This is a genomic window from Geodermatophilus sp. DF01-2, from assembly GCF_004571065.1.
GTDB lineage: Bacteria > Actinomycetota > Actinomycetes > Mycobacteriales > Geodermatophilaceae > Geodermatophilus.
Genome location: NZ_SPQN01000069.1, coordinates 1 through 23,799 on the forward strand (window position 1 = coordinate 1; position 23,799 = coordinate 23,799).

Sequence of the window (23,799 nt, forward strand, 5' to 3'; positions counted from 1 at the left end):
CCCGCCACAACAGCTACCGCGTCAAGAAGCCAGGCGAGCGCAGCATCCGCCACTCCGGACCGCCCACGGTCACCATCCGCGCACTCCAACCCCGGGCAGCATGATCAACTTAAGCTACGTGGCATTGCGCCCATCCTGGGCCTGTGCAAGTCGGTGGTGGTGACGCTGGGGTACCTGCGCCGCAACCGCGTGAAGGCCGAGATCGCCGAGGCGTTCGAGGTCTCCCAATCCACGGTCAGCCGGGCGATCACGGCGTTGACGCCGGTGCTCAGCGCGGCCCTGAGCGACTTCGCTCCGGTCGCCGAGGACCTCGATCCCCGAGACCAGTACCTCGTGGACGGCACGCTGCTACCGCGCTGGTCCTGGTCAGGGCACCGAGAGCTGTACTCCGGCAAGCACCGCACCACCGGCCTGAACGTCCAGGTGGTCTGCGACCTGTACGGCCGACTGGCCTGGGTCTCCGACCCGGTCGACGGGCGCCGCCACGACAGCGCCGCTCTCAAGCTCTCCGGCATCCTGGACACGCTTGAGCCGAGCGAGTGGATGGGCGACAAGGGATACGTCGGCGCCGACATGATGACCCCGATCAGGAAGCCTCCGCACCGCGCACTCCTCGACTGGGAGAAGGAGTTCAACACGGAAGTCAATCGCATCCGCTATATGATCGAGCGGGCGATTGCGCACTTCAAGACCTGGCGCATCCTCCACACCGATTACCGGCGACCTCTCGCCACGTTCAAGGAAACCATCTCAGCCGTAGTAAATCTACACTTCTTCGCTACCGCGTGAATAACCCTCTAGGGCTCCTAAAGTTGATGGCTCTGGACGGCTAGTCGGCTTTCCCCCTGTCAGCGTTTCGCCGTCGCTTCTTCTCGAATCCGAGCAGGCCAAGAGTGATCGAGAATGCGACGCTTACTGCGAACACCAACCAGATCGCCACTGGCGAGACACCCTCGTCTTCAGCGAGCAGCAAGGTCAGGAACGTCATAAGCGATACTATCCATCCAATCCGCATGACGGTGTGTAGTTTAATCGGTCGGCGCCCATCCTTATGGGGCTCGTACTCCTGGGTCATCCCGCACCTCCCCTCAAAACTCGTTGCAGCCGAACCCCAACGCGCCAATGCCGAGGCCGACTGGGATCGACGCGCCACCGGTCACGAAAATGCTAGCCAGTGCGCCGATGAAGTAGACGCTCACCTCGCACATTTCTTCTGGTGTGCCACCGGCGCCATAGCCGCCCTCCGGACAGGTGTCAGCCCACTGGCAGTTGTTGATGGGGTACATGCCAGTCGGGTCGATGTAGTTGGCGGGGTTGCTGGCGGCGTATTCGTAGCGGTTGGCGCGGGAGGGGTCGGCAGGGACCTCGAGGGCGTCTTGCTGGGTGAAGCGGCCGGTGGCCGGGTCGCAGAAGCGCTGGCCGTACTTGATCCAGCCGGGGGTGCAGTCATCGAGGCCGCCGGCGAAGCGGTAGGGGCTGATGGCGGCGCCGGTGTTGCCGGTGATGTTGTCGATGGTGACCTGGCCCCAGGGTCTTACTCATAGCTGGCGATGTGCCCGCCGATGACGTTGATCGCCGACCTCGACCTGCTGGCCGCCGACGTGGTCCGCTTGGCTCTGTGGAGGCTGTGTCGACTGGCGACGCGTCTCACTGGCGTCTAGACTGACGCACCCACCCCATGAGGAATATGAGTGCACTAACCAAGCCAAGCGTACCCAAGGCGGCCCACACAATCCGTCGTTCCCCTTCGGTACTGAGCCCACGAATCAAGGCGAGCGTGCAGAGGGCGACCACGAGGACCCAGAATCCGATCAAGCGGGCAGGCAACGGCTTCATGGCGTGATGATCTCACCGTTGCCGTATGCGACAAGTCCGCCTACGGCGCAGCCACCAAGGGGTTGCGGCGACCGTCCCGGCGGTGTCGGCAGCGGCAGTCGCCATGTAACCGACACCTGTTCCCCAAACCAGGGCTACTCCGCTGAGGCAGCCGACTCCGATCTGGAGCGCATTACCCGTGAACTCTAGAATGTAGTCGATGGGGTTGCTGGCGGCGTACTGATAACGTTGCCGCGGCTCGGGTCCAAAGCACTTCTTTAGTCGGAAGGGGTGGATCTTGACCGAGTTATCGTGATAATCAGCGCAACGACTACGCAAGCAGCCGCAAGCAGCTGTATCCACCCGGACCCGGATACTTCTAGTAGGCCTGCGATGGCCAACAGTATGGCTCCTAGGCCGAGAAGTGCGATGGTCAGGACCAGCCCGGATCGCCCAGTTCTACGCATCTCTACGAACCTCCTCTACGGGCATCCCGTGGCTGTGCCTAGAAGACCAAGACCGATCCCCGCAAGTGCAAAGCCAGCACCAACTGGGCCGAGAGTACCCGTCAAGATGGCATAACCTGCGCCGACCTCGGTCACAAGAGTTCCGATAACAGTTGACGCGCAGCTCCAACCAACGAAGTCGCGACCCGTGGGGTCGACGTAGTTGGTGGGGTTGCTGGCGGTGTATTCGTAGCGGTTGGCGCGGGTGGGGTCGGCGAGGGTTTCGAGGGGGTCTTGTTGGGTGAAGCGGCCGGTGGCCGGGTCGTAGTAGCGCTGGCCGTACTTGATCCAGCCGGTGGTGCGGTCGTCCAGGCCGCCGACGAAGCGGTAGGGGCTGATGGCGGCGGCGGTGTTGCCGGTGATGTTGTCGATGGTGACCTGGCCCCAGGGGTCGTAGCTGTAGCTGGCGATGTGCGCACCTGAGGTGTTGATCAGGGCGACGGGTGAGGCGAGGCCGTCGAGGGCGTAGTAGGCGATCGCGCCGGAGTAGGTCTGGATCGCCAGCGGGGTGCCGGTGTCGTCGTGGGTCAGATGAGTGGTGCCGTTGCCGTTGGCGAGCGACTCCAGGATCGGCAGCCCGTGGGCGTCGGTGCGGCCCCAGGTGTAGGTGATGGTGCCGCCGCCGGGGACGACCTGGGAGATCCAGTTCGGTCTGGGTGGTGCCGGCGAAGGTGTAGGAGCCGGTGTACTGGCCGGACACGTCGGAGAGCTGGTCGCCGCCGGTGTAGCTCAGGGAGATGTTTCTGTTCGGGTCGGTGATCAGGTTGCCGGCACCGGGCGCGGTGTAGGCGGTGCTCGACCCGGCCTGCCGCAGGAAGGTGCCGGTCAGGCCGTCCGGCCCGTAGACGCTGACCGAGGCGCCCGGATTTTCCCGGATCCGCAGGTCCGGCGCCGTGGAGAACCGCCAGCCGGGAGCGATCGCCGAGGCGAACCGGGAGCCTTCGGCCAGGGTGAGCCCGTTGTAGGCCAGCCCAAGCTCCAGGGAGCCGGCCACCCGGGGCAGGCTCAGCTCGGTGGTGGAGACCAACAGGTTGCCGGTGCCGACATCGACCTGGGCGGTGATCCGGTCCCCGACCGTGAACGGCAGCCGGGCCGCACCCGGCCGCGAGCCGGCGGCCAGGTCCGGGGAGACGTGCCCGGTCTGCACCTCGGAGCTGGTGCAGCCGGTGTCGTCGCAGTGCGCGATCTGGTACTCGAAGGCCTCCCCGATCGACAGCCGGTCGGTGACCACGCGCTTGCTGGCGACGGTGCCGGCCACCGTGTGCCCGTCCAGCAGATCCCAGGCCGACGCCCCGATGGTGCGGGCCCAGAAACGGATCGACTGCGTCCCGCTCCCGGCCGCCGTCGCCTCACCGCGCAGCACGTGATGACTCGCTGTAGGCACACCTGAGACTCAAAGTGACGGACCGGTGCAGGCTCACCTACTGCGCCGACCCTCGAGAGGACGACCACCACACCGGCCGCTCGGCACGGACGGCGTGGACCGAGCCGCGCAGCCGAACCCTGCGTCCGATCAGTGGACCCGCCGGGTGGAGACGGTGACGGTGAAGCGGCGGTCGGCTGCGGCCACCCGGGTGGGGCCGACCAGCCGGCGCAGCGCGGCCTTGTGCGGCAGCCGGTTGTTGTAGACGCACCACAGCTCACCGCCGGGCCGCAGCACCCGCGCGGCACCGGCGAAGAGCCGGTCGGCGGCGCCGGTCACCACGGCCGCGCCCAGGTGGAACGGCGGGTTGCAGACGACGAGGTCGACGCTCGCGTCCGCAACGGTGGACGCTGCATCGTCCCGCACGACGCGCACCCGCTCGGCCACCCCGTTGGCCGCGGCCGTCGCCTCGGCCGAGGCCACCGCCGCCGCGGACTGATCGCCGGCCAGCACCGCCAGCTCCGGGCGGGCGAGGGCCAGCGCGGTGGCCAGCACGCCGGTGCCGCAGCCGAGGTCCAGCGCCGTCCGGGCGTCCGGTGCCGCCCCGGGCAGCGCGCGCAGCAGGGCCCGGGTGCCGGCGTCCACCCGCGTGCCGGCGAACGCCGCGCCGTGCGCGCAGACGGTGAGACCGAAGGGGTGCTCCTGCCGGCGCGGGAAGGAGGACGTCACCCCCCGCCGCGGCCCGCGGGCCACCAGCAGCCGCGACTTCTGCCGGGCCAGCGTCGCACGGACGTCGGTGAACGCGCTGGCCAGGACGTCGTTCATCGCCAGGGTCATGTGCTTGACCCGACCGCCGACGAGCAGCGTGGCGTCGGGTGCCGCCGACGCCGCCACCACCTCGGTCAGCTCGCGCAGCGCGTCGAGGGACTTCGGCGCCTTGGCCAGCACCAGGCGGGCGCCGTCCGTCAGCTCGGAGCCGAGCGGGAGCGAGCGGTACGTGCCGGCGAGCCCGGTGCGCTCGGCGTTGCGCGCCAACGCCAGCTCGCCGACCAACAGGTCCTGGTGCACCCGGACGTCACGGGCGCCGGCGTCGACCGCGCCGAGGGTCAGCGCGCCGTACGAGTCGTCGACGACGACCACCTCGCCCGGCTCGAGCGCTGCGAGCAGCTCCCCGGCCTCGTCGAGCAGCAGCCGGTCGGTCGCGTCGACGGCGACCAGGTCCGGCGCCTCGACGTCCGGATCACGGCGCAGCAGGTCGAGCAGGTTCCGGTCGGACACGTCGGTCAACTCTGCTGCACCCCGTAGCGGCCGCGCCTTCTGCGGTTGTTCGCCCGCTGTCGCGGTGCTGCACGACCGCGAGAGCGTGCAGACAACCGCAAGAGCCTCACCGGCGGGGCCGGTTCACCGCCGCGGAGTGGCGGCGACCAGGTCGACGACGACGCGCGCGAGTTCGGGGCCGACGTCCTCCTGGAGGAAGTGGCCGCCGCCGGCCAGCGTGGTGTGCGCCATGCCCCGCGCGCCGGGAACCGCCTTCTGGAACACCCGGTCGCCGCCGCCGGTGATCGGGTCGCCGTCGGAGAAGGCGGTGAGGAACGGCCTGTCGAAGCGGGCCAGCACCTCCTACGCCGCTCGGTTCGCCGCCGCGGCGGGGTCGTCGGGCCGGGTCGGCACGAGCGCCGGGAAGGCCCGCGCGCCGGCCTTGTACGAGTCGTCGGGGAACGGCGCGTCGTAGGCGGCGACGACCTCGGGGGTCAGCCCGCCGACCGTCCCGTTCGCGACGATCCGGCCGACGTCGAAGCGCGGGCTCTCCTGCGAGAACCGCTGCCAGGCCAGGAACGCTTCGCTCATCGGGTGCTCGCCGGTCGGCAGTCCGGTGTTGGCGACGACGACACGGGCGAACCGGTCGGGGTTCTCGGCGACCAGCCGCAGCCCGATCAGCCCGCCCCAGTCCTGGCCGACGAGGGTGGCCTCGCGCAGGTCCAGCCGGTCGAACAGCGCCTGCCGCATCCACGCCACGTGCCCGGCGTACGAGTAGTCCTCCCGGCGTGCCGGCTTGTCCGAGCGGCCGAAGCCGATCAGGTCCGGCGCCACCACGCGCAGCCCGGCGTCGGTCAGCACCGGGATCATCCGCCGGTACAGGAACGACCAGGACGGCTCGCCGAGCAGCAGCAGCACGGTCTCGCCGTCGGCCGGCCCCGCCTCGACGTAGGCCACCCGCAGGCCGCCGTCCAGCTCCACGTACGCGGGCTCGTACGGGAAGTCCGGCAGCCCGGCGAAGCGCTCCTCGGGGGTCCGGAGGACCTCCACGCTCAGACGCCGGAGAGCCCGACCGGGCAGGAGACGCCGGTCGAGTGGGTCGGGCAGTAGCCGTTCGGCACCTTGTACAGATACTGCTGGTGGTAGTCCTCGGCGTAGAAGAAGTCGCCGAGCGGCGCCACCTCGGTGGTGATCTGGCCGTAGCCGGCCGCGGTCAGCCGCTCCTGGAACGCCTCGCGGCTGGTACGGGCGGCGGCCTCCTGCTCCGGCGTCTGGTAGTAGATCGCCGAGCGGTACTGCGTGCCGACGTCGTTGCCCTGGCGCATGCCCTGCGTCGGGTCGTGGTCCTCCCAGAACACCTTGAGCAGTTGCTCGTACGAGGTGGCCGCCGGGTCGAAGACGACCAGCACGACCTCGGTGTGGCCGGTCCGCGCGGAGCAGACCTCCTCGTAGGTCGGGTTCGGCGTGTACCCGCCGGCGTAGCCGACCGCGGTCGAGTAGACGCCCGGCGTCTGCCAGAAGACCTTCTCGACACCCCAGAAGCACCCGGCGCCGAAGACGGCGGTCTGCAGGCCTTCCGGGAAGGGCGGCCGGATCCGGTTGCCGTTGACCGCGTGGAGCTCCGGGACGTGCGGCAGCGGGTTCGGGCGGCCCGGCAGCGCGTCGTCGGCTGCCACCGGCTGGGTCTTGGTCCGGGAGAAGAACATGCTCCGAGCGTAGGCCCGGTGTTCAACCCGGCGGGCCGGCCGCGGCGGGGGCAGGATCGAGCCGAGGTCCGACGACGGCGAGGACGACGGCGAGGAGGACGCGTGGCGGCGACGACGCGCGAGTGGCACCTGGCGGCCCGGCCGCACGGCGAACCCACTCCGGAGGACTTCCGGATGGTGGAGGTGCCGGTGCCCGAGCCGGCGGAGGGGCAGGTCGTCGTCCGGATGGTCGTGATGTCGGTCGACCCCTACATGCGCGGCCGGATGCGGTCCGGGCCGTCCTACGCCCCGCCGTGGCAGGTCGGGGAGGTGATGAAGGGCGGCGCCGTCGGCCGGGTGGTCGCCTCGCGCGCCCCGGAGCTGCCGGAGGGTGCGCTGGTCCTCACCGACGCGGCCTGGCGCGAGACCGCCGTCCTGGACGCCGCGGCCGTGACCCGGCTGCCGGCCGCGACCGACGTCTCGCCGTCCTGGTACCTCGGCGTCCTCGGTATGCCGGGTCTCACGGCCTACGCCGGGCTGTTCCGGGTGGGCGCCTTCCGCGAGGGGGACGACGTCCTCGTCTCCGGGGCCGCCGGCGCCGTGGGCAGCATGGTCGGCCAGTTCGCGCGGCTGCGCGGCGCCGGCAGCGTCATCGGCAGCGCGGGGTCGCCGGAGAAGGTCGCCTGGCTGCGGGAGCTGGGCTTCACCGCCGCCTTCGACTACCACGACGGACCGGTGGCCGAGCTGCTCGGCCGGGCCGCTCCGGACGGCATCGACCTGTTCTTCGACAACGTCGGCGGCGAGCACCTCGAGGCCGCGATCGGCGCCTTCCGCGTGCACGGGCGGGCCGCGCTGTGCGGATCGATCTCCGGCTACAACGCCGTCGAGCCGCCGCCCGGGCCGCGGAACATGAGCCTGATGGTGGGCAAGCGGCTCACGCTGCGTGGCTTCCTGGTCAGCGACCACGCCGACCTGCGGCCGGAGTTCACCGAGACGGTGACCGGCTGGCTGCGCTCGGGCGACCTCGTCGTCCGGGAGACCGTGCGCGAGGGGATCGAGCAGGCGGTGCCGGCCTTCCTGGACCTGCTACGCGGAGGGAACACCGGGAAGATGGTCGTCCGCCTCGCCCCGGACCCCGACTGACGGCGGGACGACCGCTCGCAGGCCCACCCGGACCCCCGAGGGGCCACGCTCGACGTCGAACATGCTCACCGCGCCGACCAGCAGCCCGACCGCGCCGAGGGTCTCGCCGGCCTCCTCGAGGTGGTAGCTGAGCACGAACGGCCAGTCCAGCAGCCCCGCCTCGACCAGCCAGCCCTGGACGAGCTCGCCTCCGACCGCGGACCCCAGCAGGAGCACGAGACCCAGGATCAACCGGCGGCGCGCGGACCGCGGCGCGGTCCGGACCAGCCGCACCACGCAGACGACGACTCCCGTGCCGAGCACCGAGCCTGGGACCACCCACAGGTACGGGAAGTCCTCCGGACTCAGCCACGGGAGGACGATGCGGTCCAGCCGCTCGTGCAGCACGGTGGCCTCGTCGAGCGAGAGCAGCGCCACCAGGGCCGCCAGGACGCTCCAGCGGACCCGGCCGCCGCGCCGGCCGGAGAGCCACGCCACGGCCAGGCAGGCCAGCGAGCCCGTCAGCAGCAGGCTCGCCGCCCACCATGTCGGCAGGTTCATCTCTTCGATCACGTCGAAGTACATGCGGAACTGGCCGAGCTCGTTCGTCGCCGGGGACGCCTGCCAGGCGAGCGCTGCGCTCATGGCGACCAGACCCAGCGTGATGGCGACGAGAGCGGCCGGCCAGGAGGGACGTCGGGACAGCGGGCGCACCCGGACAGGATGCGGGACGGGGATGAGACCGCCTCGGGACACCCTGGCCCGCGGCCGGGTTGCCGGGGCCTGGATCCGGGCAGGATGCCGAGCATGTGGCTCTTCCTGACCAGCCGGCTGCGCACCTGGATCCTGCTCACCGTCGTGGTCCCGCTGGCCACCGGCCTGCTGCGCCGGGTCGGGCGGGTCCTGGAGCGGCGGACCGGCTCCACCCCGGTGACCCGCGCGCTGTACCGGGCGGGCGATCTCGGCGACCGCGCCCGCGCGACGCTCCGCGGCGGGCGCCGCCGCCGGTGACCTCCGGCGGTGCGCGGCCGGCCCTCGACCACGTCCCGGCGTCGGGACCGACCCGGGCGCTCGCCGTCTTCTGTCACGGCGGCACCGTGGCCAACGTCGAGCCGCCCAAGGAGCGGGCGCTGTCGCTGCTGCGGATGCGAGCCATCGAGCAGTTCGTGCACGCCTCGGCCGCCGACCGCGGGGTGGGCGCCTACCTGCTGCGCTACCGGGTGGCCGGCTGGAACGGCGTGGCGGCCGACGCCTACGCCGACGTCCGCTGGGCCCTCGACGAGCTCGGGGGACGCCACGGCGGCGACGTCCCGGTGGTGCTCGTCGGCCACTCGATGGGCGGGCGGGCGGTGCTGCGCGCGGGTGGCGAGCCGTCGGTGCGCGCGGTCTGCGCACTGGCGCCGTGGACGCCGCCGGGCGAGCCGGTGGAGCACCTGAGGGACCGAACGGTGGCGGTGCTGCACGGCCGCGGCGACCGCTGGGTGCCGGCGGCGCTGTCGGCGGAGTTCGCCGTCCGGGCGCAGCAGGCCGGCGCCCGCATCGCCCGGTTCACCATCACCGGTGGGCACAGCATGGTGCGGCGGGCACCGGTGTGGCATGCCTTCGTGCGGGACGTCGTCCTGGCCGGGGCCGGGCTCGCGCCGTGGCGGCCCGACCTGCACGCCGCCCTCGAGCGCAGCGAGCTCGCCGTCCCGCTGTGAACGGAGTCCCTCGAGTACGGGGCCGTCACCCGGCGGCTCCGTCGGAGGGGCCGGGTGACGGGTCGTCGGCGAGCCGACCCCAGATCAGCTCGTCGTGCTTGCACCCGTCGCCGTAGCGGAACGACCGGCGCAGCCGCCCCTCGAGACGGAAGCCGGCCTTCTCGGCCACCCGGCCTGATGCCGGGTTCTCGACGGCGTGGCAGAGCTCGACCCGCTCGACGGGGATCGCCGTGAACGCCGACCGGCAGGCCGTTCCACCGCTGCATCGCCGGATCCTGCATCGTCGCGAGGACGTCGTCGACGTCGTGCTCCCGCCAGGGCCGCAGGCGCAGCGCGCCGGCGGTCAGCTCGACCGGTTCCACGCCGGAGATGCTGCCGCATGGACCCGGCCCGCTCCTCGGCGTCCCCGAGCGTGCGAGGGGCCCGTGGAGGTCGGCCCGTCCAGGGCACCGCCCCGAGCCGGCGAGGGGTGGGGAGGGACGAGGTCCTTCCTCAGGCCGGGACGGAGACCCCCACGCCGCCGCGGGTGTGCGCGCCGTAGCGGGCGATCTCCCGGTCGAGGTCCAGCGGAGCGGTCATCGCGGCGCCCTCGGTGAGCTCGGGCGTGACCAGCGCGGCCGGCAGCAGCCAGGAGACCTCGAACTCCAGCCCGTCGGGGTCCTGCGCGTAGAGGGCCTTGGTGGTGACGTGGTCGGACGCCCCGACCAGCGCGCCGGCCCGCAGCAGCGCGTCGCGCACGCGGGCGAGCTCGGCGAGGGTGTCGACCTCCCAGGCCAGGTGGTAGAGGCCGACCGTGCGGCGGCCGGCCTCCGAGGCACCGGCGGCGGCGCCGACCTGGAACAGGCCCAGGTCGTGGTCGTTGGACGACCCCTCGGCCTGCAGGAAGACCGCGGCACCGGGGATCTCCTTGGTCACCCGGAAGCCGAGGACGTCCCGGTAGAAGGCGAGGCTGCGGGCCACGTCGCGGACGTAGAGGACGGCGTGGTTGAGACGCTGGACGGGCACGGTGGGCTCCTGTCGATCGGACGGCGCCGTCCAGTCTGCACCCATGTGCTTGAGAATTCAAGTATCAACCCCGCGACACCGGGTAGGGGCCGGTCCATGGACCGCTCGTGCGCCTCCGTTCTCGAGGCCCTGCAGGAGTTCCCTCGCCGCGGCGACCTCCTCCACGGCCGGCCCGGGTACGAGCAGGGACGGCGGGCCGACCCGCGACCGCCCGAGCTCGTCGGCACGGGCGTCCTCGCCTCCGACGTCCTCTCTCCGGACGGTCCGCACGACCGGCGAGGATCGCAGAAGGTCGTGCCCCGGGCCGAGCAGCTCATGGCCGACGCCGTCGGGGTCGACCACCTGGCGGAGCGGGCGATGCCGCCGCGGGACGCCTTCTCCGCACCCGGCGAGCCGGTGCCGGCCGCGCAGGCGGTGGGCCGGATGGCCGCCGAGCCGGTCAACCCCCACCCGCCGGGCGTGCCGGTGCTGGCGCCGGGCGAGCGGATCAGCCCGCAGGCGGTCGACCACCCGGTCACCGGGGTGCGAGCCGGGATGCTCGTCCCGGACGCGGCCGACCCGTCGATGGAGACCCTCCGCGTCGTGGTCTGACGTGTCCGACGACCTCACCGTCCGGGTACCCCCGGAACTGGCCTTCCTGCTGCGCCCCCGGGACCGGCCGGCCCGCGAGCGCCGGCTCGGGTTCGACCCGCACGCCACGGTCGGGCACGTCGTCCAGGCGGCGGGGGTGCCGTTGACCGAGGTGGGTGAGCTGCGGCTGGACGGCGTCCCGACCGGGCCGGGGGCGCGGCCGGGTCCCGGGAGCGTGGTGCAGGTGGCCGCCGTCCCCCGGCCGCAGCCGGTGCCGACCGGTGGCTTCCTGCTCGACGTCGGCCTGGGGGCGCTGGCCCGCCGGCTGCGGCTGCTCGGCCTGGACGCCGCCTGGTCCAACGACGCTGACGACGCCGAGCTGGCCGAGCTGTCCGCCGCCGAGGAGCGGGTGCTGCTCACCCAGGACCGCGGGCTGCTCATGCGCCGGTCGGTCCGGCACGGGGCGCTGGTGCGTGGCGGCCGGCCCGACGACCAGCTGGCCGACGCCCTCGACCGGTTCGCACCCGAGCTCGCCCCGCTGACCCGCTGCACCGCCTGCGGCGCCCATCTCGAGCCGGTGCCCAAGGCCGAGGTCGCCGACCGGCTGCCCCCGGGGACCCGGCGCAGCTACGACGAGTTCTCCCGCTGCCCGGCCTGCCGCCGCATCTACTGGCGCGGGGCCCACGCCCACCGCATCGACCGGCTCATCGCCGGAGACAGGTGAGGCTCACTTCGGCCCGCGGGGGCCACGGCCTGGCCCCGGTGTGACACGGGCGGCGGGCACAGGCAGGAGCGTCCACCGACCGTTCTTGCACACCCGCTCGACCCTCCCGATCGCGAGGCCGCCGTGTACCTGTCCAAGACCGAGGCCGCCGTCCTGCCGACCACGCTGGCCACCACGCCCGGGCGGCCACCGCAGGTCAGCGGCCGGCGCCGCCTCTGGCCGCTGCTGGGGCCGGCCTTCGTGGCCGCGGTCGCCTACGTGGACCCGGGCAACTTCGCCACCAACTTCTCCGGCGGCGCGGCCTTCGGCTACACGCTGCTGTGGGTCATCGTCGCGGCCAACCTCATGGCGATGCTCATCCAGTCGCTGACCGCCAAGCTGGGCCTGGCCACCGGCCGCGACCTCGCCACCAACTGCCGCGAGCAGCTGCCCCGCCCGGTCACCTGGGGGCTGTGGCTGCAGGCCGAGGCGGTCGCGATCGCCACCGACCTGGCCGAGATCGTCGGCGGTGCGGTCGCGCTCTACCTGCTCTTCGGCGTCCCGCTGCCCATCGGCGGGCTGATCACCGCGGTCGTCGCGTTCGTCCTGCTGGCCGCGCAGTCCCGCGGGCACCGGCCCTTCGAGCGGGTCATCACCGGGCTGCTGCTGGTGATCGGTCTGGGCTTCGCCTACACGCTGGTCGGCTCCGGCGTCGACGTGGGGGGGCTGGCCGACGGCCTGGTGCCCTCGTTCGCCGGCCCCGACAGCCTGGTGCTGGCCGCCGGGATCCTCGGCGCGACGGTGATGCCGCACGTGATCTACGTGCATTCCGCGCTGACGCCGGGGCGCTACGGCGACGTGGTCACCGCCGGCCGCACCGCCGAGGGCCGCGGCCGGCTGCTGCGGGCCCAGCGGCTCGACGTCCTCCTGGCCATGGGGCTGGCCGGGCTGGTCAACGCGGCGATGCTGGTCATCGCGGCGCAGCTGTTCACCGGCGGGCAGGACGCGACCTCCCTGGAGGGCGTGCACGCCGGACTCGGGGAGCAGCTGGGTGCCGGGGCCGCGCTGGCGTTCGCCGTCGCACTGCTGGCCTCGGGGTTCGCCTCGTCATCGGTCGGCACGCACGCCGGGCAGGTGGTCATGGCCGGGTTCCTGCGCCGGCACATCCCGGTGCTCGCCCGCCGGCTGATCACCCTCGCACCCGCACTGCTGGTGCTGCTGCTCGGCGGCGACCCGACGACCGCGCTGGTGTGGTCGCAGGTGGTGCTCTCGTTCGGCATCCCGTTCGCCCTGGTGCCGCTACTGTGGCTGACCAGCCGGCGGGACCTCATGGGCGGCTGGGTGAACCGGCGGGTCACGACCGCTGCCGGGGCCGTCGTCGCCGCGCTGATCATCGGCCTCAACGCCCACCTGCTCCTGGGCCTCTAGGAGGACTCGCTGCAGGTCCACGAGACGTCAGGCGGGTTCCGGCACGCCGCCCGGGTCCCCACCGGGGTCGTCGGGAGCCGGCTCGATCGGCGGGGGCGGGAGGGGCTCGGGCGCGTCGGGGAGCAGCTCGCCCGGGTCGTCGGGCACCGGCTCGGTCGGATCGATGCTCGGGTCCGGCTCAGGGATCGGCGCGACCATGCGAGTAGTCAACCAGCGCTCCGCACCCGCGGACGGGAGCCATGCGCCTCTAGCCTCGCAGCGTGGCGTTCCAGCACATCGCCGGCTTCGGCCCCATCGGAACCGACCCCGGAGCGATGCACGCGTTCTGGGCCACGACCCTGGGCATCCCGTTCGACGAGGTCGCCCCCGACTACTTCCACGCCCAGAGCCTGGACGGCGCGAAGGTCTTCGCGCTCTGGCCGCTCGAGCAGGCCGCAGAGGCGACGTTCGGTACGCGCGAGTGGCCGGCCGACCGGCCCGTGCCGCAAGCCTGGATCGAGTTCGAGGTCTCCTCGCCCGAGGCGGTCGGTGAGACTGCCGCACGGTTGCGGGAGGCCGGGCAGGAGATCCTCGTCGACGCACACCTGGAGCCGTGGGGGCAGACGACCGCGCGGCTGCTCAGCCCCGAGGGGCTGCTCGTGGGCATCTCCTACCTGCCCAGTTCCCACACTGCGGGCGCGACCACGGGCTGACCGCCGGCCAGCCGGTGCGCTCTCATGAGCGGCTGGGGAACCGGCGGGTCACCACGGTCGCCGGCGCGCTGATCCTCGGCCTCGACGCCCACCTGCTGCTGGGCTGCGCTCTCTGCCGTCCCGGCGACGTTCCCGCGGGAACGTCGCCAAGTCCTCTGCCCCCGCCTCGACCGCGGACCCGCAGGGAGAACATCCCCGCCCGAGTTGCCTCCCTCGCGCGGAGAGATGCAATAGCATCAGATGCGTGCGCACCACGCTGTCGATCGACGACGACGTCCTCCTGGCCGTCCGGGAGAGGGCTCGACGCGAGCGGCGGACGGCGGGAGAGGTGCTCTCCGACCTCGCCCGCCAGGCCCTGACCGGCGCACCCCCGACGACCGGCGAGCCGGCGGTGGGTCGGCACGGGTTCCGCCCGCTTCCCCGCCGTGGCCCCGCCGTGTCCAACGCGCTCATCGACCGGCTGCGCGAGGACGAGGGCGAGTGAGGCGGGCGCTGCTCGACGCCAACGTCCTCCTGGCTCTGCTCGACAGTGACCACGTCGACCACGTCCGGGCCGGCGAGTGGTTGGATGCCGAGGTCGACGCCGGCTGGGCGTCCTGCCCGGTTACGGAGAACGGGTTCGTGCGGATCATCAGCCAGCCCCGGTACCCGAGCCCGGTGACCACGGCACACGCGGTCCAGTTGCTCGCGGCGGCCCGGGAGAGTCGGCACCACGCGTTCTGGGCCTGCGACGTGAGCCTCCTGGACCCGCAGGCGGTCGACCGGTCCCGCCTGCACGGTTCCCGCCAGGTGACCGATGCCTACCTCCTCGCCCTGGCGGTGGCGCACGGCGGGAGGTTCGTGACCTTCGACCGGTCGCTGTCCCTCAGCGCAGTGCGCGGCGCGACCGAGGACCACCTCACCGTCCTCAGCTGATCCCAGGGCGGTTCCCGCGGTGAGCGCCCGGGGATCAGCCGGCAGCACGCCAGGCGGCGTCGAAGAAGCCGACCTCCAGCTGCATCGCCCGCCGGTAGGCCGTCCGCACCGCGGGGACGTCGTCGGCGTGTGTGTCGAGCAGCCGCTCGAGGGTGACCGCCAGCTCCTCGAACCCCGGGTCGGCGTAGGTGGTGACCCACTCGGCGTAGTCCCCGGCCCGGTCGGCCGAGAGCGACCGGCCGAGGTGGGCGTAGAGCCGCATGCACGGGGTCATCGCCGCGCAGGTGGCACCCAGCCCACCGAGGGACGCCGTCGCCAGCAGGAAGTCGGTGTAGGCGGTGGTCGCCGGCAGCGGCTTGACACCCGGGAGGTCGACACCCCAGCGGGCGGCGTAGCCGGCGTGCAGCCGCAGCTCCTCGCGGACGCCGGCCAGCAGGTCGGCGAAGGCGTCGAGGGTGGCCCGGTCGGGGCTGTGTGTGACCCCGAGGGCGTAGGCGCGGGCGAAGGACTCGAGGAAGAAGGCGTCCTGGGCCACGTATCCGGCGAAGGCCGCCCGGGGCAGCGTCCCGTTCCCGATGCCGGCCACGAACGGGGAGGCCAACGCCTCGGCGGCGAGGTCGGCGTTGGCCGCCCACAGGTCGGCGGAGAGCGTCACGCCGCGGCCTCCATCGCCATGTCCCAGAAGGCGGTCTCCGCGGCGACCACCTCGGTGAACGTGGCGTCGGCGTCGGGTGCGGGGACGCCGTCCGCGGCCGCCTCCAGCCCGGCGACGTAGCCGGCGAACCCCGGCTGGGTCCAGTGCTCGACGAACTCGCGGTACTCCGGAGCACCGGGCCGGGCGGCGGACCAGGCGTCGAGGTAGGTGCGCTCGACGGTCCACAGCGCGGTCAGCGCCGTCCCGACGTCGGCGGCGTCCAGCCGGCCGAGCAGTCCGGCGTAGCCGGTGGTCGCCGGCAGCGCCGGGGCGGCGAGGTCGAGCCCGCGCGCGGCCGCCTGCTCCTCGAACCAGGCCAGCTCGTCGACCAGCGCGACCAGCCCGCCGGCGAGCACCGCCTGCGCCGGCCGGGGCGCGCGGGCGAGCAGCCGGGACTGGAAGCGCAGCAGGTCCGCGACGAAGCGGACGTCCTGCACCAGCCAGGTGTCGAACGCCGCGACCGGGATCGTCCCGTCGCGTACCGCGTCGAGGAACGGGTGGCGCGTTGCCCGCTGCCAGGCGTCGGGGTGGCGGGACGGGAGGTCGGCGACCGGCACAGCGGCGACTGTACGAGGTGGGGTCTACGGTAGGGGTCGCCATGTGCGGGAGCTCGGGTCAACCGGGCTGAGAGGGCGACTGGACGCGTCGCCGACCGCTGGAACCTGACCGGGTAATGCCGGCGTAGGGAGCGACCATGAGCACGTCGGACGCCGTCCGCAGGACCCCTGCGGATGCACCCCTCACCCTCTCCGAGCCCCCCGCCGCCACCCTCGGCCTGCGCGACGCGTTCGGGCTGTGGGCCAACCTGGGCGTCAGCCTGCTGCTGCCGGTCGCCGCGGTCTTCGTCGTCCTGCCCGGCCGGCCGCTGTCGACGACGATCGGCGCGATCGTCGTCGGCGCGCTCGTCGGCGCGACGCTGCTCGGGCTGGCCGCCGCGGCCGGCGCGCGCGAACGGGTGCCGACGATGGTGTTGCTGCGCGGGCTGCTCGGCCGGCACGCCTCGGCGCTGCCCACCGCGCTCAACCTCGTGCAGTGCGTCGGCTGGGCGACCTTCGAGATCGTCATCATCGCCGAGGCGGCGTCCCGGGTCCTCGACGCGCCGCGCTGGCCGTTCGTCCTCGTCGCCGGCGTGCTGGCCACCGCGATGGCGCTGCGCCCGCTCGGCGTGGCGCGGGTGCTGGCCCGCTACGCCATCTGGGCCGCGCTGGCCGCAGTGGTCTACCTGTTCGTCAACGTGCTCACCGAGCCGCTGCCGCCGCTGACCGAGGGCGCGGCGACGTCGTTCTGGACGGCCGCCGACATCGTCATCGCCCTGCCCATCTCCTGGTTTCCGCTGGTCGCCGACTACACCCGGCACGTGCGCAGCGGCCGGGCGGCGTTCACCGGAGCGGCGTTCGGCTACGGCCTGGCCACCGTCGTCATGTTCACCCTGGGCGTCGTCGCGCTGGCCGCCTACGGCAGCGCCGGGTTCGACGTCATCGACGCACTGCTCGCCGTCCCGCTGGGAGCTGTGGCCGTGCTCGTGCTGGTCTCGGTCGAACTGGACGAGGCCTTCGCCAACGTCTACTCGACCGCGGTCTCGGCGCAGAACATCGTCGCGCGGGCCGACCGCCGGCTGCTCGCGGCGGGCGTCGGCGCCGTCGCCACGCTGCTGGCCCTGACCTTCGACATCGCCGCCTACGAGCCGTTCCTCTTCCTCATCGGCGCGGTGTTCGTCCCGCTGGCCGGCGTCTTCGTCGTCGCCTACTTCGCCACCCCGCGCGGCGCCTGGGACACCTCCGACACCGCCCCCGCCCGGCCGCTGTTCCTGCTGCCCTGGGTCGCGGGCTTCCTCGCCTACCAGCTGACCCTGCCGACCTTCTTCTCCGGGCCCGGTGCGGGCTGGACGGCGTGGTGGACCGCCCGGCAGGCCGACCTCGGCATCGACCCGGCCAACGGCTGGTCGGCGTCCCTGGTCAGCCTGGCCGTCGCGGTGACCGTCACGGCGCTGATCTGCCTGCCCCGGCGCCTCCGCCGGAGGGGGACGGCGGCATGACCGACGTCGCGGTCGCCGGCGGAGGGCTGATCGGGCTGGCCGTGGCCTGGCGGGCGGCGCAGCGCGGCCTGTCGGTCACCGTCGTCGACGACTCCGCCGGAACCGGCGCCTCGGCCGCCGCGGCCGGGATGCTCGCCCCGGTCACCGAGGCCGGCTACCGCGAGGAGACGCTGCTGCGGCTGGGGCTGGCGTCGGTGCAGCGCTGGCCGGCCTTCGCCGCGGAGGTCGAGCAGGCCGCCGGCACGTCGGTCGGCCTGCGCTCCGCCGGCACCCTCGTCGTCGGCTTCGACGAGGACGACGTCCGCGAGATCGCGGCGCTGCACACCTTCCAGCGCGAGCTCGGCCTGGACGCCGAGCGGCTCACCCCGCGGGAGGCCCGCCGCCGCGAGCCGTCGCTGACCCCGCGGGTGCGCGGCGGGCTGCTCGTGGCCGCCGACCACTCCGTCGACGGCCGGGCGCTGCACGCGGCACTGCTGCGTGCCGCACAGGACGCCGGGGTGCGGCTGGTGCGCGACCGGGTCGCCGCGCTGCGGGTGGACGGCGGCCGGGTGACCGGCCTGGAACTGACCGACGGCGACACGGTCGACGCCGGCACCGTCGTCCTGGCGCTCGGCGCGCACAGCGGCGGCCTGCCCGGGGTGCCGGCGCTGCCGGTCCGCCCGGTGAAGGGGCAGATCCTCCGGCTGGCCGGCGCCGGCGGGCTGCTCGAGGGCACGGTGCGCGCCCTGGTACGCGGCCGGCACGTCTACCTGGTGCCCTACGCCGGCGACCGGCTGATCGTGGGCGCCACGGTCGAGGACCGCGGCTTCGACCCCACCGTCACCGCCGGCGGGGTGCACGACCTGCTGCACGACGCGATCGACGTCGTCCCCGGGATCAGCGAGCTGGAGCTGGTCGAGACGCTGGCCCGCTGGCGCCCGGGCACCCCCGACAACGCCCCGCTGCTGGGCCCCGGCCCGCTGCCCGGCCTGGTGCTGGCCACCGGGCACCACCGCAACGGCGTCCTGCTCACCCCGGTGACCGCCGAGGTGACCGCCGAGCTGCTCGCCACCGGCGCGCTGCCCGAGCTGGCCGCCCCGTTCAGCGCCGACCGCTTCGCCGCGACGCCCACGACACCGACGACGAGGAGCTGACGACCGTGCAGGTGACCGTCAACGGCGAGGCCACCGAGCTGGCCGCGGACACGACCGTGGCCGATCTGGTCACCGCCCACAGCGGCGGGCACGACCGGGTGGCGGTGGCGCTCAACGGGGACGTCGTCCCGCGCAGCAGCTGGCCGGCCACCCGGCTCTCCCCCGGCGACGCCCTCGAGGTCCTCGCCCCGACCGCAGGAGGATGACGATGACGACCCAGGACCTCGCCCCCGCGCTGGCGCGCGAGGAGGCCGGCGACCCGTTCGCGCTCGGGGGGGAGACCTTCACCTCGCGGCTGCTGCTCGGCACCGGCGGGGTGCCCAGCCTGGAGACCCTCGAGGCGGCCGTGCGTGCCTCGGGCACCCAGCTGGTGACCGTCGCGCTGCGCCGGGTCGAGGCGTCGTCCAGCGCGTCGATGCTCGAGGTGCTCGACCGCTGCGGGGTGCGGCTGCTGCCCAACACCGCCGGCTGCCGCACCGCGCGCGAGGCGGTGCTCACCGCGCAGCTGGCCCGGGAGGCGTTCGGCACCGACTGGGTCAAGCTCGAGGTGATCGGCGACGAGCACACCCTGCTGCCCGACGGCGTGGAGCTGCTCGACGCCGCTGAGCAGCTGGTGGCCGACGGCTTCACGGTGCTCGCCTACACCACCGACGACCCCATCCTGGGGCGCCGGCTGGCCGACGCGGGATGCGCCGCCGTCATGCCGCTGGGCTCGCCGATCGGCAGCGGGCTGGGCATCCGCAATCCGCACAACATCGCCTTGCTGCGCGAGGGGGTCGACGTGCCGGTGGTGCTCGACGCCGGCATCGGCACCGCCTCGGACGCCGCGCTGGCCATGGAGCTCGGCTGCGACGCGGTGCTGCTGGCCTCGGCGGTGACCCGCGCCCGCGACCCCGAGCGGATGGCGTTGGCCATGCGGCAGGCCGTGGAGGGCGGGCGGCAGGCGTTGCGCGCCGGCCGCATCCCGCGCCGCTGGCACGCCGAGGCCTCCACGTCCTTCGAGGGCCTGCCCGACCTGTGACCCTCCCCCGTCTCCTCGTGCTCACCGACCGCACCCAGTGCGACCGACCGCTGGTCGACGTCGTGGTCGCCGCGGTCGACGCCGGGGCCCGGGCGGTGGTGCTGCGGGAGAAGGACCTCCCGGACGACGAGCGGGCCGGCCTCGGTGCGGAGCTGCGGGCAGTGCTCGACCCGGTGGGCGGACTGCTCGTCCACGCCGGGACAACCGCCCGACCCGCCGGGTCGGCGGGGACCGACGCCGTGCACCTGGCGGCCGCAGACCCGTTCCCGGACCCCCGCCCGGCGCTCGTCGGCCGCTCCTGCCACTCGGCCGCCGAGCTGGCGCAGGCCCGGTGCGAGGGCTGCGACTGGGCCTTCCTGTCGCCGGTGTTCCCCACGGCGTCCAAGCCCGGGTACGGCCCCGCGCTCGGCGTCGAGGGGTTCGCCCGGCTGCAGGTCCTCGGCCCTCCGGCCTACGCCCTGGGCGGGGTCGGCCCCGGCGACGTGGCCGGCCTGCTGGCGGCCGGCGCCCGGGGCGTGGCGGTCATGGGGGCGGTGATGCGTGATCCCGCCGCCGTCCCGCAGTACCTCGCCGCCCTCCGGACCTGACCTGTACCGCCGGCGCCGGGGAGGACGCCGTCCCGGTGGCTGAGGTGTGATCCCTGCCGCACCATGTTTGAGACCGGCTCCGCGGACCCATACGCAGGTGTTCGGCTCGTCCGAGAGCCGTCTGTCGGTGGCGCCCTCCGGGCGGGTGACGAGCACGTGAGGGGTGACCAGCAGCGTGAGACGGGAGACGGCCGGGACGGTCTGGCCGTCAGCGCGTCCGCCGGCGGCCCCGGACCGGTTCGTGTGGGACCTCGCCTCCGTGGCCGAGCTGCCCGTCGTGCGCGCCGAGCTGCGACATCACCTCAGCGCGCCGGGCCTGGCCGACCTCCGCGACCGGCTGGTCCTGGCCCTCGACGAGATGGCCTCCAACGCGCTGCGACACGGCGGCGACGGCGTGCGCGCGTGCGTGCGCAGCCTCGGTGACGCCTGGCTGATCGAAGTCCGTGACGGCGCGCCGGGGACCCCGCCGGCCCCCGCTGTCGACCGCGATCCGAGCGAGGGCGGGCTGGGTCTCTACCTGATCGCCGAGCTGGCCATCGACCACGGCTGGTACGTCACGGCCGGGTCCAAGCACGTCTGGGCCGTGCTCGCCTCCTGACCGCACCTCCGGGGGAGGACGACCTCAGGGCGACGCGGCTCACGACACCGCTCGCGGAGCGGCCTGGGCGGAGTCGCCGGTGAGGTCGTGGCCGACCTGTGACGTCGGGCCTGCTCGACCCACCGGCGGTCATCGCCGGCGAGACGGCCCGGCACTCGGTCCGTCACCCGAACGGGTGGCCTGACCGGTACGGGCCGCAGCCGTCACGCGGCAGGCTCGGATCGACATACCGTTCCGCGAGGAATCCTCTCCCGGGACGTCCTCCCGAGGTGACGTCGCATGCTGAGCCGGTCGTCGTTCAGCGCAGGGAGTCGAGGTGACGGGCGAGCTCTTCGGTCGCCCACGTCGTGCTCCCGCCTGGCGGTTGCCGGACGAGGTGGAGGGCGAGCCCGTCGAGGAACGCGTGAGTACGCGCCGCCTCGGCATCCGGGTCCAACGCCCTGTACTCGGGATCGGTCGCGAGCAGCGCGAGTATCCGACGGCACCCGTCACGCAGGTCGCGGTGGGCACGCTCGTAAGCGGGTCGGAGGACAGGGTCGGTGAGTGCCAGCACCCCGACGGAGAGGAACACCTCCGTCTCCACCCGCCGCTCGGTGTCGAGCGGTAGGAGCTGAGCGAAGTAGTCCTCCACGCCTTGCCGGATCGACTCGTGCGGTCTCATGCCCGCGATGCGGTCGGCGACGTTCCGCCTGACCAGGTCCAGGACGTATGCGCGCAAGGCCTCCTGGGTGGGGAACAGGTAGCGCAAGGAGCCCGCCGCGAGGCCGGCCTCCGCTGCAACGTTGCGGACGGAGAGCTTGGTGATCCCCTCGCGCACGACCACCCGCCAGGCAGCCTCGCCCACAGCCCGTTCCCGGGCCTCCCTGTCGATCAACCTCGGCATGCGGCCATTCTGGCACAACTGTGTGATAACTTAGTAGCACAGTCGTACCAACGGACGGAGCAACCGATGATCTTGGCCTTGACGGTCGCGTGCGAGATCGGCTTCTGGGTCGCCATCCTGGGCGGCCTGGCGGCCCGGTACCTGCTCGGCGCCCGGCGCCTCGGCGCGGCACTGCTCGCGTGCGCTCCGCTCATCGACCTCGTGCTCCTGGCCGCGGTCACGCTGCACCTGACGGCCGGAGCCACGGCGTCGTGGCACCACGGGCTCGCGGCGCTCTACATCGGCTTCTCCGTGACCTACGGCCACCGCATGACCGCGTGGGCGGACACCCGCTTCGCCCGCCGCTTCGCGAACGGCCCCGCGCCGGCGAAGCCAACCGGGTGGCAGTACACGAGGCAGTGCTGGGGTGACGTTGCCCGGACCCTCGGCGCTGCCGTCATCGCCGCCGGCATCATCGCCGCGATCACCTGGTGGGTCGGTGACCCCGACCGCACCGCGGCACTGACCGCGTGGCTTCCCGTTCTCGGGGTCATCAGCGTGATCGACCTCCTCTGGGCGTCCAGCTACACCATCTGGCCCCGCAAGATGGCATGAGCTCTCACCCGGCTCGCGTCCCGCCGGCACGCCCGAGGCCGTGGGGTGCGCGGTCGCCGTCCTGCAGCCGGTCCAGTGGCTGGTCGCCGAGAGGTCGGGCCGGCGCGGCGCGCAGCCGGGCGATGCCGTCGTCCAGCGGAGGTCGCACCCCTCGACGCCGTCACCCCGGTGAGCACGACCCGCGCGCGCATCCGCATCCCTCGTCCATCTTCGTCGGCGGGAGTTCTCTCCACGCTGAGGAACGACTCAACCACGGACTGCATACCAGGGGGCAGGAACGCCGGACGGCGGGCGCCCCGGGCCGGGAAGGCGCCCGCCGTCGGCGGAGAGGTGCGGACGGCGCTGTCGTCCGCGGCACGGTCAGCCCTCCCGTGCGGCTCTCGTCCTGCGGCGCGGTGCCCGCGCGCTCCGGTTCCGGGGCCCGGGACGGTCTCCTGCGGTCGACTCCCGGCGCCGGCGGCGGGCGGCGGCCCGGCCTCGAACGGCGCCCGGCCAGGTCGGTGCCGGTCAGAGACCCGGGGGACGGGTACCGGCGCGGACCTGTCGTCCCGTCGGACGGTCCCCGACGCCGTCAGCCGGCGCCGCACGGCGGTCGCCGCCTCCCTGGAGGGTCCGCGCGCTGCGTCGGAGCGCAGTCGGCGGGAGGTCGAGGCGGGTACCGGTGGAGCGGGGACGACTGGGGCGGCGGGAGGACCACCGTCGGAGGGAACGGCCAGGGGCGGTGCGAGGTCGGTCGGGAAGAGCGGAGGACCGGTGCCGGGCTCCGGTCGCGGCCACCTGGAGAGGCGGTGGCCGGCAGCCGGGAGCTGGCGGACGGTGCGGGGGACGGCGTCCGCGGCGGGTGCCGTGGTCGGCCCCGTCCCGGGTCCCGGCCCCCTGCAGGTGGAAGGACCTCGCCCCTCTCAACCCTGGCACGCTCGGGCTGAGCCTCCGGGCGAGGCCGGCGTGCGAGTGGCGGGGAGCAGGAGGTCCTCTTCCGAGGGGTGGGGAGGACGGGGTCCTTCACCAGCCGGGTGGCTGTGTCCGTACCGGAGGTGGCCGCGGGTCGCCGCGCGCCCGGGGTGCGGCGGAGGCCCGGGCGGTCCCTGGCGGGCGGCCTCCCTGCGCGGTCCTCGGTGCCGGGGCGGGCCGCGGTGCCGGCAGCTGCCGGGCGAGCGGGGCGACCACCGGGACGCGAGGGTGGGCAGCCGGCCGGGCGATCCGGGCCGGACGGAGCGCCGCGGCGGGGGAAGACGCCGCGGGCTGGATCGTGGGGGTGTTCGGCAGCTCGGTGAGCACCACCGGGCCGTCCGGACGGGACGCCGGCCCGGCCGGACGGCCCCACGCGAGGTGGGCGCCGTCGGGACCGGAGCCCCAGAGCGCCAGCCGGCGGGCCAGCCCGCGGATCCGGGCCCGGAGGCCGTGTCCGACGGGAGGACGGCGTTGATCACATGGGGGACCGGCGTGCCCTCGCGGGGCCGCAGGAGGCCGTGTCCGACGGGAGGACGGCGTTG

The 23,799-nt window shown here is 73.6% G+C and carries 31 protein-coding genes and 1 riboswitch; of the genes, 18 read left to right on the plus strand and 13 right to left on the minus strand.

What is annotated here, in order from left to right; translation table 11 throughout:
• The first annotated feature begins 153 nt into the window (after positions 1-153).
• Entirely contained in the window at positions 154-789 is a 636-nt protein-coding gene (locus E4P41_RS16405; protein ID WP_209307757.1) for a transposase family protein, read from the plus strand.
• Between the two features lie 40 nt (positions 790-829).
• On the opposite strand, the gene E4P41_RS22255 is transcribed toward E4P41_RS16405, so the two are convergent.
• Positions 830-988, minus strand: coding sequence for a hypothetical protein (locus tag E4P41_RS22255; protein WP_167761124.1), 159 nt, complete (start codon positions 986-988; stop codon positions 830-832).
• A gap of 100 nt (positions 989-1,088) precedes the next feature.
• A complete protein-coding gene (locus E4P41_RS23385) occupies positions 1,089-1,286 on the minus strand; it encodes a hypothetical protein (protein ID WP_245177413.1) in 198 nt (65 codons plus the stop codon).
• 2,072 nt (positions 1,287-3,358) lie between these two features.
• Here E4P41_RS23385 and E4P41_RS16420 point away from each other — a divergent pair.
• Positions 3,359-3,688, plus strand: coding sequence for a hypothetical protein (locus E4P41_RS16420; protein ID WP_135142341.1), 330 nt, complete (start codon positions 3,359-3,361; stop codon positions 3,686-3,688).
• 146 nt (positions 3,689-3,834) lie between these two features.
• On the opposite strand, the gene E4P41_RS16425 is transcribed toward E4P41_RS16420, so the two are convergent.
• From E4P41_RS16425 to msrA, 4 genes are all read right to left on the minus strand, one after another.
• A complete protein-coding gene (locus E4P41_RS16425; RefSeq protein ID WP_135142342.1) occupies positions 3,835-4,962 on the minus strand; it encodes a methyltransferase in 1,128 nt (375 codons plus the stop codon).
• A 123-nt stretch (positions 4,963-5,085) separates the two neighbouring features.
• Positions 5,086-5,301: a hypothetical protein gene (locus tag E4P41_RS23390; protein WP_245177414.1), complete on the minus strand. Its 216-nt coding sequence runs from the start codon at positions 5,299-5,301 to the stop codon at positions 5,086-5,088.
• A 3-nt stretch (positions 5,302-5,304) separates the two neighbouring features.
• Complete coding sequence (locus tag E4P41_RS16430; protein WP_245177415.1) at positions 5,305-5,991, minus strand: haloalkane dehalogenase; 687 nt, start codon at positions 5,989-5,991, stop codon at positions 5,305-5,307.
• Positions 5,992-5,993: 2 nt separating this feature from the next.
• Complete coding sequence (gene msrA / locus E4P41_RS16435) at positions 5,994-6,647, minus strand: peptide-methionine (S)-S-oxide reductase MsrA (RefSeq protein ID WP_135142343.1); 654 nt, start codon at positions 6,645-6,647, stop codon at positions 5,994-5,996.
• Positions 6,648-6,749: 102 nt separating this feature from the next.
• On the opposite strand from msrA, the gene E4P41_RS16440 reads away from it, so the two are divergent.
• Complete coding sequence (locus E4P41_RS16440; RefSeq protein WP_135142344.1) at positions 6,750-7,769, plus strand: NADP-dependent oxidoreductase; 1,020 nt, start codon at positions 6,750-6,752, stop codon at positions 7,767-7,769.
• Here the strand turns inward: E4P41_RS16440 and E4P41_RS16445 are convergent.
• Positions 7,713-8,462 carry a hypothetical protein gene (locus E4P41_RS16445; RefSeq protein ID WP_135142345.1) on the minus strand — a complete coding sequence of 250 codons (750 nt, stop codon included), beginning with the start codon at positions 8,460-8,462 and terminating at the stop codon, positions 7,713-7,715. The two genes, E4P41_RS16440 and E4P41_RS16445, sit on opposite strands and share 57 nt — an antisense overlap.
• A 93-nt stretch (positions 8,463-8,555) precedes the next feature.
• Between E4P41_RS16445 and E4P41_RS16450 the strand changes: the two genes are divergently transcribed.
• Both E4P41_RS16450 and E4P41_RS16455 read left to right on the plus strand, forming a co-directional pair.
• Positions 8,556-8,759 (plus strand): hypothetical protein, encoded by a 204-nt coding sequence (locus E4P41_RS16450; protein ID WP_135142346.1) that lies wholly within the window; start codon positions 8,556-8,558, stop codon positions 8,757-8,759.
• Entirely contained in the window at positions 8,756-9,448 is a 693-nt protein-coding gene (locus E4P41_RS16455; RefSeq protein ID WP_135142347.1) for an alpha/beta fold hydrolase, read from the plus strand. The genes E4P41_RS16450 and E4P41_RS16455 overlap by 4 nt, the downstream gene beginning before the upstream one ends.
• Positions 9,449-9,473: 25 nt before the next feature.
• Here the strand turns inward: E4P41_RS16455 and E4P41_RS23395 are convergent, their stop codons facing one another.
• Both E4P41_RS23395 and E4P41_RS16465 read right to left on the minus strand, forming a co-directional pair.
• Positions 9,474-9,617 (minus strand): hypothetical protein, encoded by a 144-nt coding sequence (locus E4P41_RS23395; RefSeq protein ID WP_245177416.1) that lies wholly within the window; start codon positions 9,615-9,617, stop codon positions 9,474-9,476.
• A gap of 323 nt (positions 9,618-9,940) precedes the next feature.
• Positions 9,941-10,453, minus strand: a complete 513-nt coding sequence (locus tag E4P41_RS16465) for a VOC family protein (RefSeq protein WP_135142348.1) — start codon at positions 10,451-10,453, stop codon at positions 9,941-9,943.
• A gap of 96 nt (positions 10,454-10,549) precedes the next feature.
• Between E4P41_RS16465 and E4P41_RS16470 the strand changes: the two genes are divergently transcribed.
• From E4P41_RS16470 to E4P41_RS16480, 3 genes are all read left to right on the plus strand, one after another.
• Positions 10,550-11,044, plus strand: a complete 495-nt coding sequence (locus tag E4P41_RS16470; RefSeq protein WP_135142349.1) for a hypothetical protein — start codon at positions 10,550-10,552, stop codon at positions 11,042-11,044.
• Between the two features lies 1 nt (position 11,045).
• Positions 11,046-11,747 carry a Mut7-C RNAse domain-containing protein gene (locus tag E4P41_RS16475; protein WP_135142350.1) on the plus strand — a complete coding sequence of 234 codons (702 nt, stop codon included), beginning with the start codon at positions 11,046-11,048 and terminating at the stop codon, positions 11,745-11,747.
• A gap of 123 nt (positions 11,748-11,870) precedes the next feature.
• Complete coding sequence (locus E4P41_RS16480) at positions 11,871-13,154, plus strand: Nramp family divalent metal transporter (RefSeq protein ID WP_135142351.1); 1,284 nt, start codon at positions 11,871-11,873, stop codon at positions 13,152-13,154.
• Positions 13,155-13,181: 27 nt separating this feature from the next.
• Here E4P41_RS16480 and E4P41_RS22260 read toward each other — a convergent pair whose 3' ends face one another.
• Positions 13,182-13,352 carry a hypothetical protein gene (locus E4P41_RS22260; protein WP_167761126.1) on the minus strand — a complete coding sequence of 57 codons (171 nt, stop codon included), beginning with the start codon at positions 13,350-13,352 and terminating at the stop codon, positions 13,182-13,184.
• Between the two features lie 62 nt (positions 13,353-13,414).
• Between E4P41_RS22260 and E4P41_RS16485 the strand changes: the two genes are divergently transcribed.
• From E4P41_RS16485 to E4P41_RS16495, 3 genes are all read left to right on the plus strand, one after another.
• Positions 13,415-13,846 (plus strand): VOC family protein, encoded by a 432-nt coding sequence (locus E4P41_RS16485; RefSeq protein ID WP_135142352.1) that lies wholly within the window; start codon positions 13,415-13,417, stop codon positions 13,844-13,846.
• Between the two features lie 244 nt (positions 13,847-14,090).
• Positions 14,091-14,330, plus strand: a complete 240-nt coding sequence (locus E4P41_RS16490; RefSeq protein WP_135142353.1) for an antitoxin — start codon at positions 14,091-14,093, stop codon at positions 14,328-14,330.
• Positions 14,327-14,761, plus strand: a complete 435-nt coding sequence (locus E4P41_RS16495) for a TA system VapC family ribonuclease toxin (RefSeq protein ID WP_135142354.1) — start codon at positions 14,327-14,329, stop codon at positions 14,759-14,761. Before E4P41_RS16490 ends, E4P41_RS16495 begins: the two co-directional genes overlap by 4 nt.
• A 34-nt stretch (positions 14,762-14,795) precedes the next feature.
• Here E4P41_RS16495 and E4P41_RS16500 read toward each other — a convergent pair whose 3' ends face one another.
• Together E4P41_RS16500 and E4P41_RS16505 are read right to left on the minus strand one after the other, a co-directional pair.
• The gene (locus E4P41_RS16500) at positions 14,796-15,416 is read right to left on the minus strand and encodes a TenA family protein (protein WP_135142355.1); all 621 of its coding nucleotides are present in this window, start codon (positions 15,414-15,416) and stop codon (positions 14,796-14,798) included.
• Positions 15,413-16,012, minus strand: coding sequence for a TenA family transcriptional regulator (locus tag E4P41_RS16505; RefSeq protein ID WP_135142356.1), 600 nt, complete (start codon positions 16,010-16,012; stop codon positions 15,413-15,415). The genes E4P41_RS16500 and E4P41_RS16505 overlap by 4 nt, the downstream gene beginning before the upstream one ends.
• A gap of 35 nt (positions 16,013-16,047) precedes the next feature.
• Positions 16,048-16,160: riboswitch (TPP riboswitch) on the plus strand.
• Here E4P41_RS16505 and E4P41_RS16510 point away from each other — a divergent pair.
• From E4P41_RS16510 to E4P41_RS16535, 6 genes are all read left to right on the plus strand, one after another.
• On the plus strand, positions 16,150-17,490 hold the full coding sequence (locus E4P41_RS16510) for a cytosine permease (protein WP_135142357.1): 1,341 nt from the start codon (positions 16,150-16,152) through the stop codon (positions 17,488-17,490). Its footprint overlaps the riboswitch before it by 11 nt.
• Positions 17,487-18,623, plus strand: coding sequence for a glycine oxidase ThiO (gene thiO / locus E4P41_RS16515; RefSeq protein WP_135142358.1), 1,137 nt, complete (start codon positions 17,487-17,489; stop codon positions 18,621-18,623). The genes E4P41_RS16510 and thiO overlap by 4 nt, the downstream gene beginning before the upstream one ends.
• Before the next feature lie 5 nt (positions 18,624-18,628).
• Positions 18,629-18,829, plus strand: a complete 201-nt coding sequence (gene thiS / locus E4P41_RS16520) for a sulfur carrier protein ThiS (RefSeq protein WP_135142359.1) — start codon at positions 18,629-18,631, stop codon at positions 18,827-18,829.
• 2 nt (positions 18,830-18,831) lie between these two features.
• The gene (locus tag E4P41_RS16525; protein ID WP_209307758.1) at positions 18,832-19,644 is read left to right on the plus strand and encodes a thiazole synthase; all 813 of its coding nucleotides are present in this window, start codon (positions 18,832-18,834) and stop codon (positions 19,642-19,644) included.
• A 17-nt stretch (positions 19,645-19,661) separates the two neighbouring features.
• Positions 19,662-20,231: a thiamine phosphate synthase gene (locus E4P41_RS16530; protein WP_245177417.1), complete on the plus strand. Its 570-nt coding sequence runs from the start codon at positions 19,662-19,664 to the stop codon at positions 20,229-20,231.
• A gap of 175 nt (positions 20,232-20,406) precedes the next feature.
• On the plus strand, positions 20,407-20,829 hold the full coding sequence (locus E4P41_RS16535; RefSeq protein WP_135142361.1) for an ATP-binding protein: 423 nt from the start codon (positions 20,407-20,409) through the stop codon (positions 20,827-20,829).
• Positions 20,830-21,127: 298 nt separating this feature from the next.
• Here the strand turns inward: E4P41_RS16535 and E4P41_RS16540 are convergent, their stop codons facing one another.
• Entirely contained in the window at positions 21,128-21,712 is a 585-nt protein-coding gene (locus tag E4P41_RS16540) for a TetR family transcriptional regulator C-terminal domain-containing protein (protein ID WP_135142362.1), read from the minus strand.
• A gap of 66 nt (positions 21,713-21,778) precedes the next feature.
• On the opposite strand from E4P41_RS16540, the gene E4P41_RS16545 reads away from it, so the two are divergent.
• Complete coding sequence (locus tag E4P41_RS16545; RefSeq protein WP_135142363.1) at positions 21,779-22,306, plus strand: hypothetical protein; 528 nt, start codon at positions 21,779-21,781, stop codon at positions 22,304-22,306.
• Positions 22,307-23,799 lie beyond the last annotated feature (1,493 nt).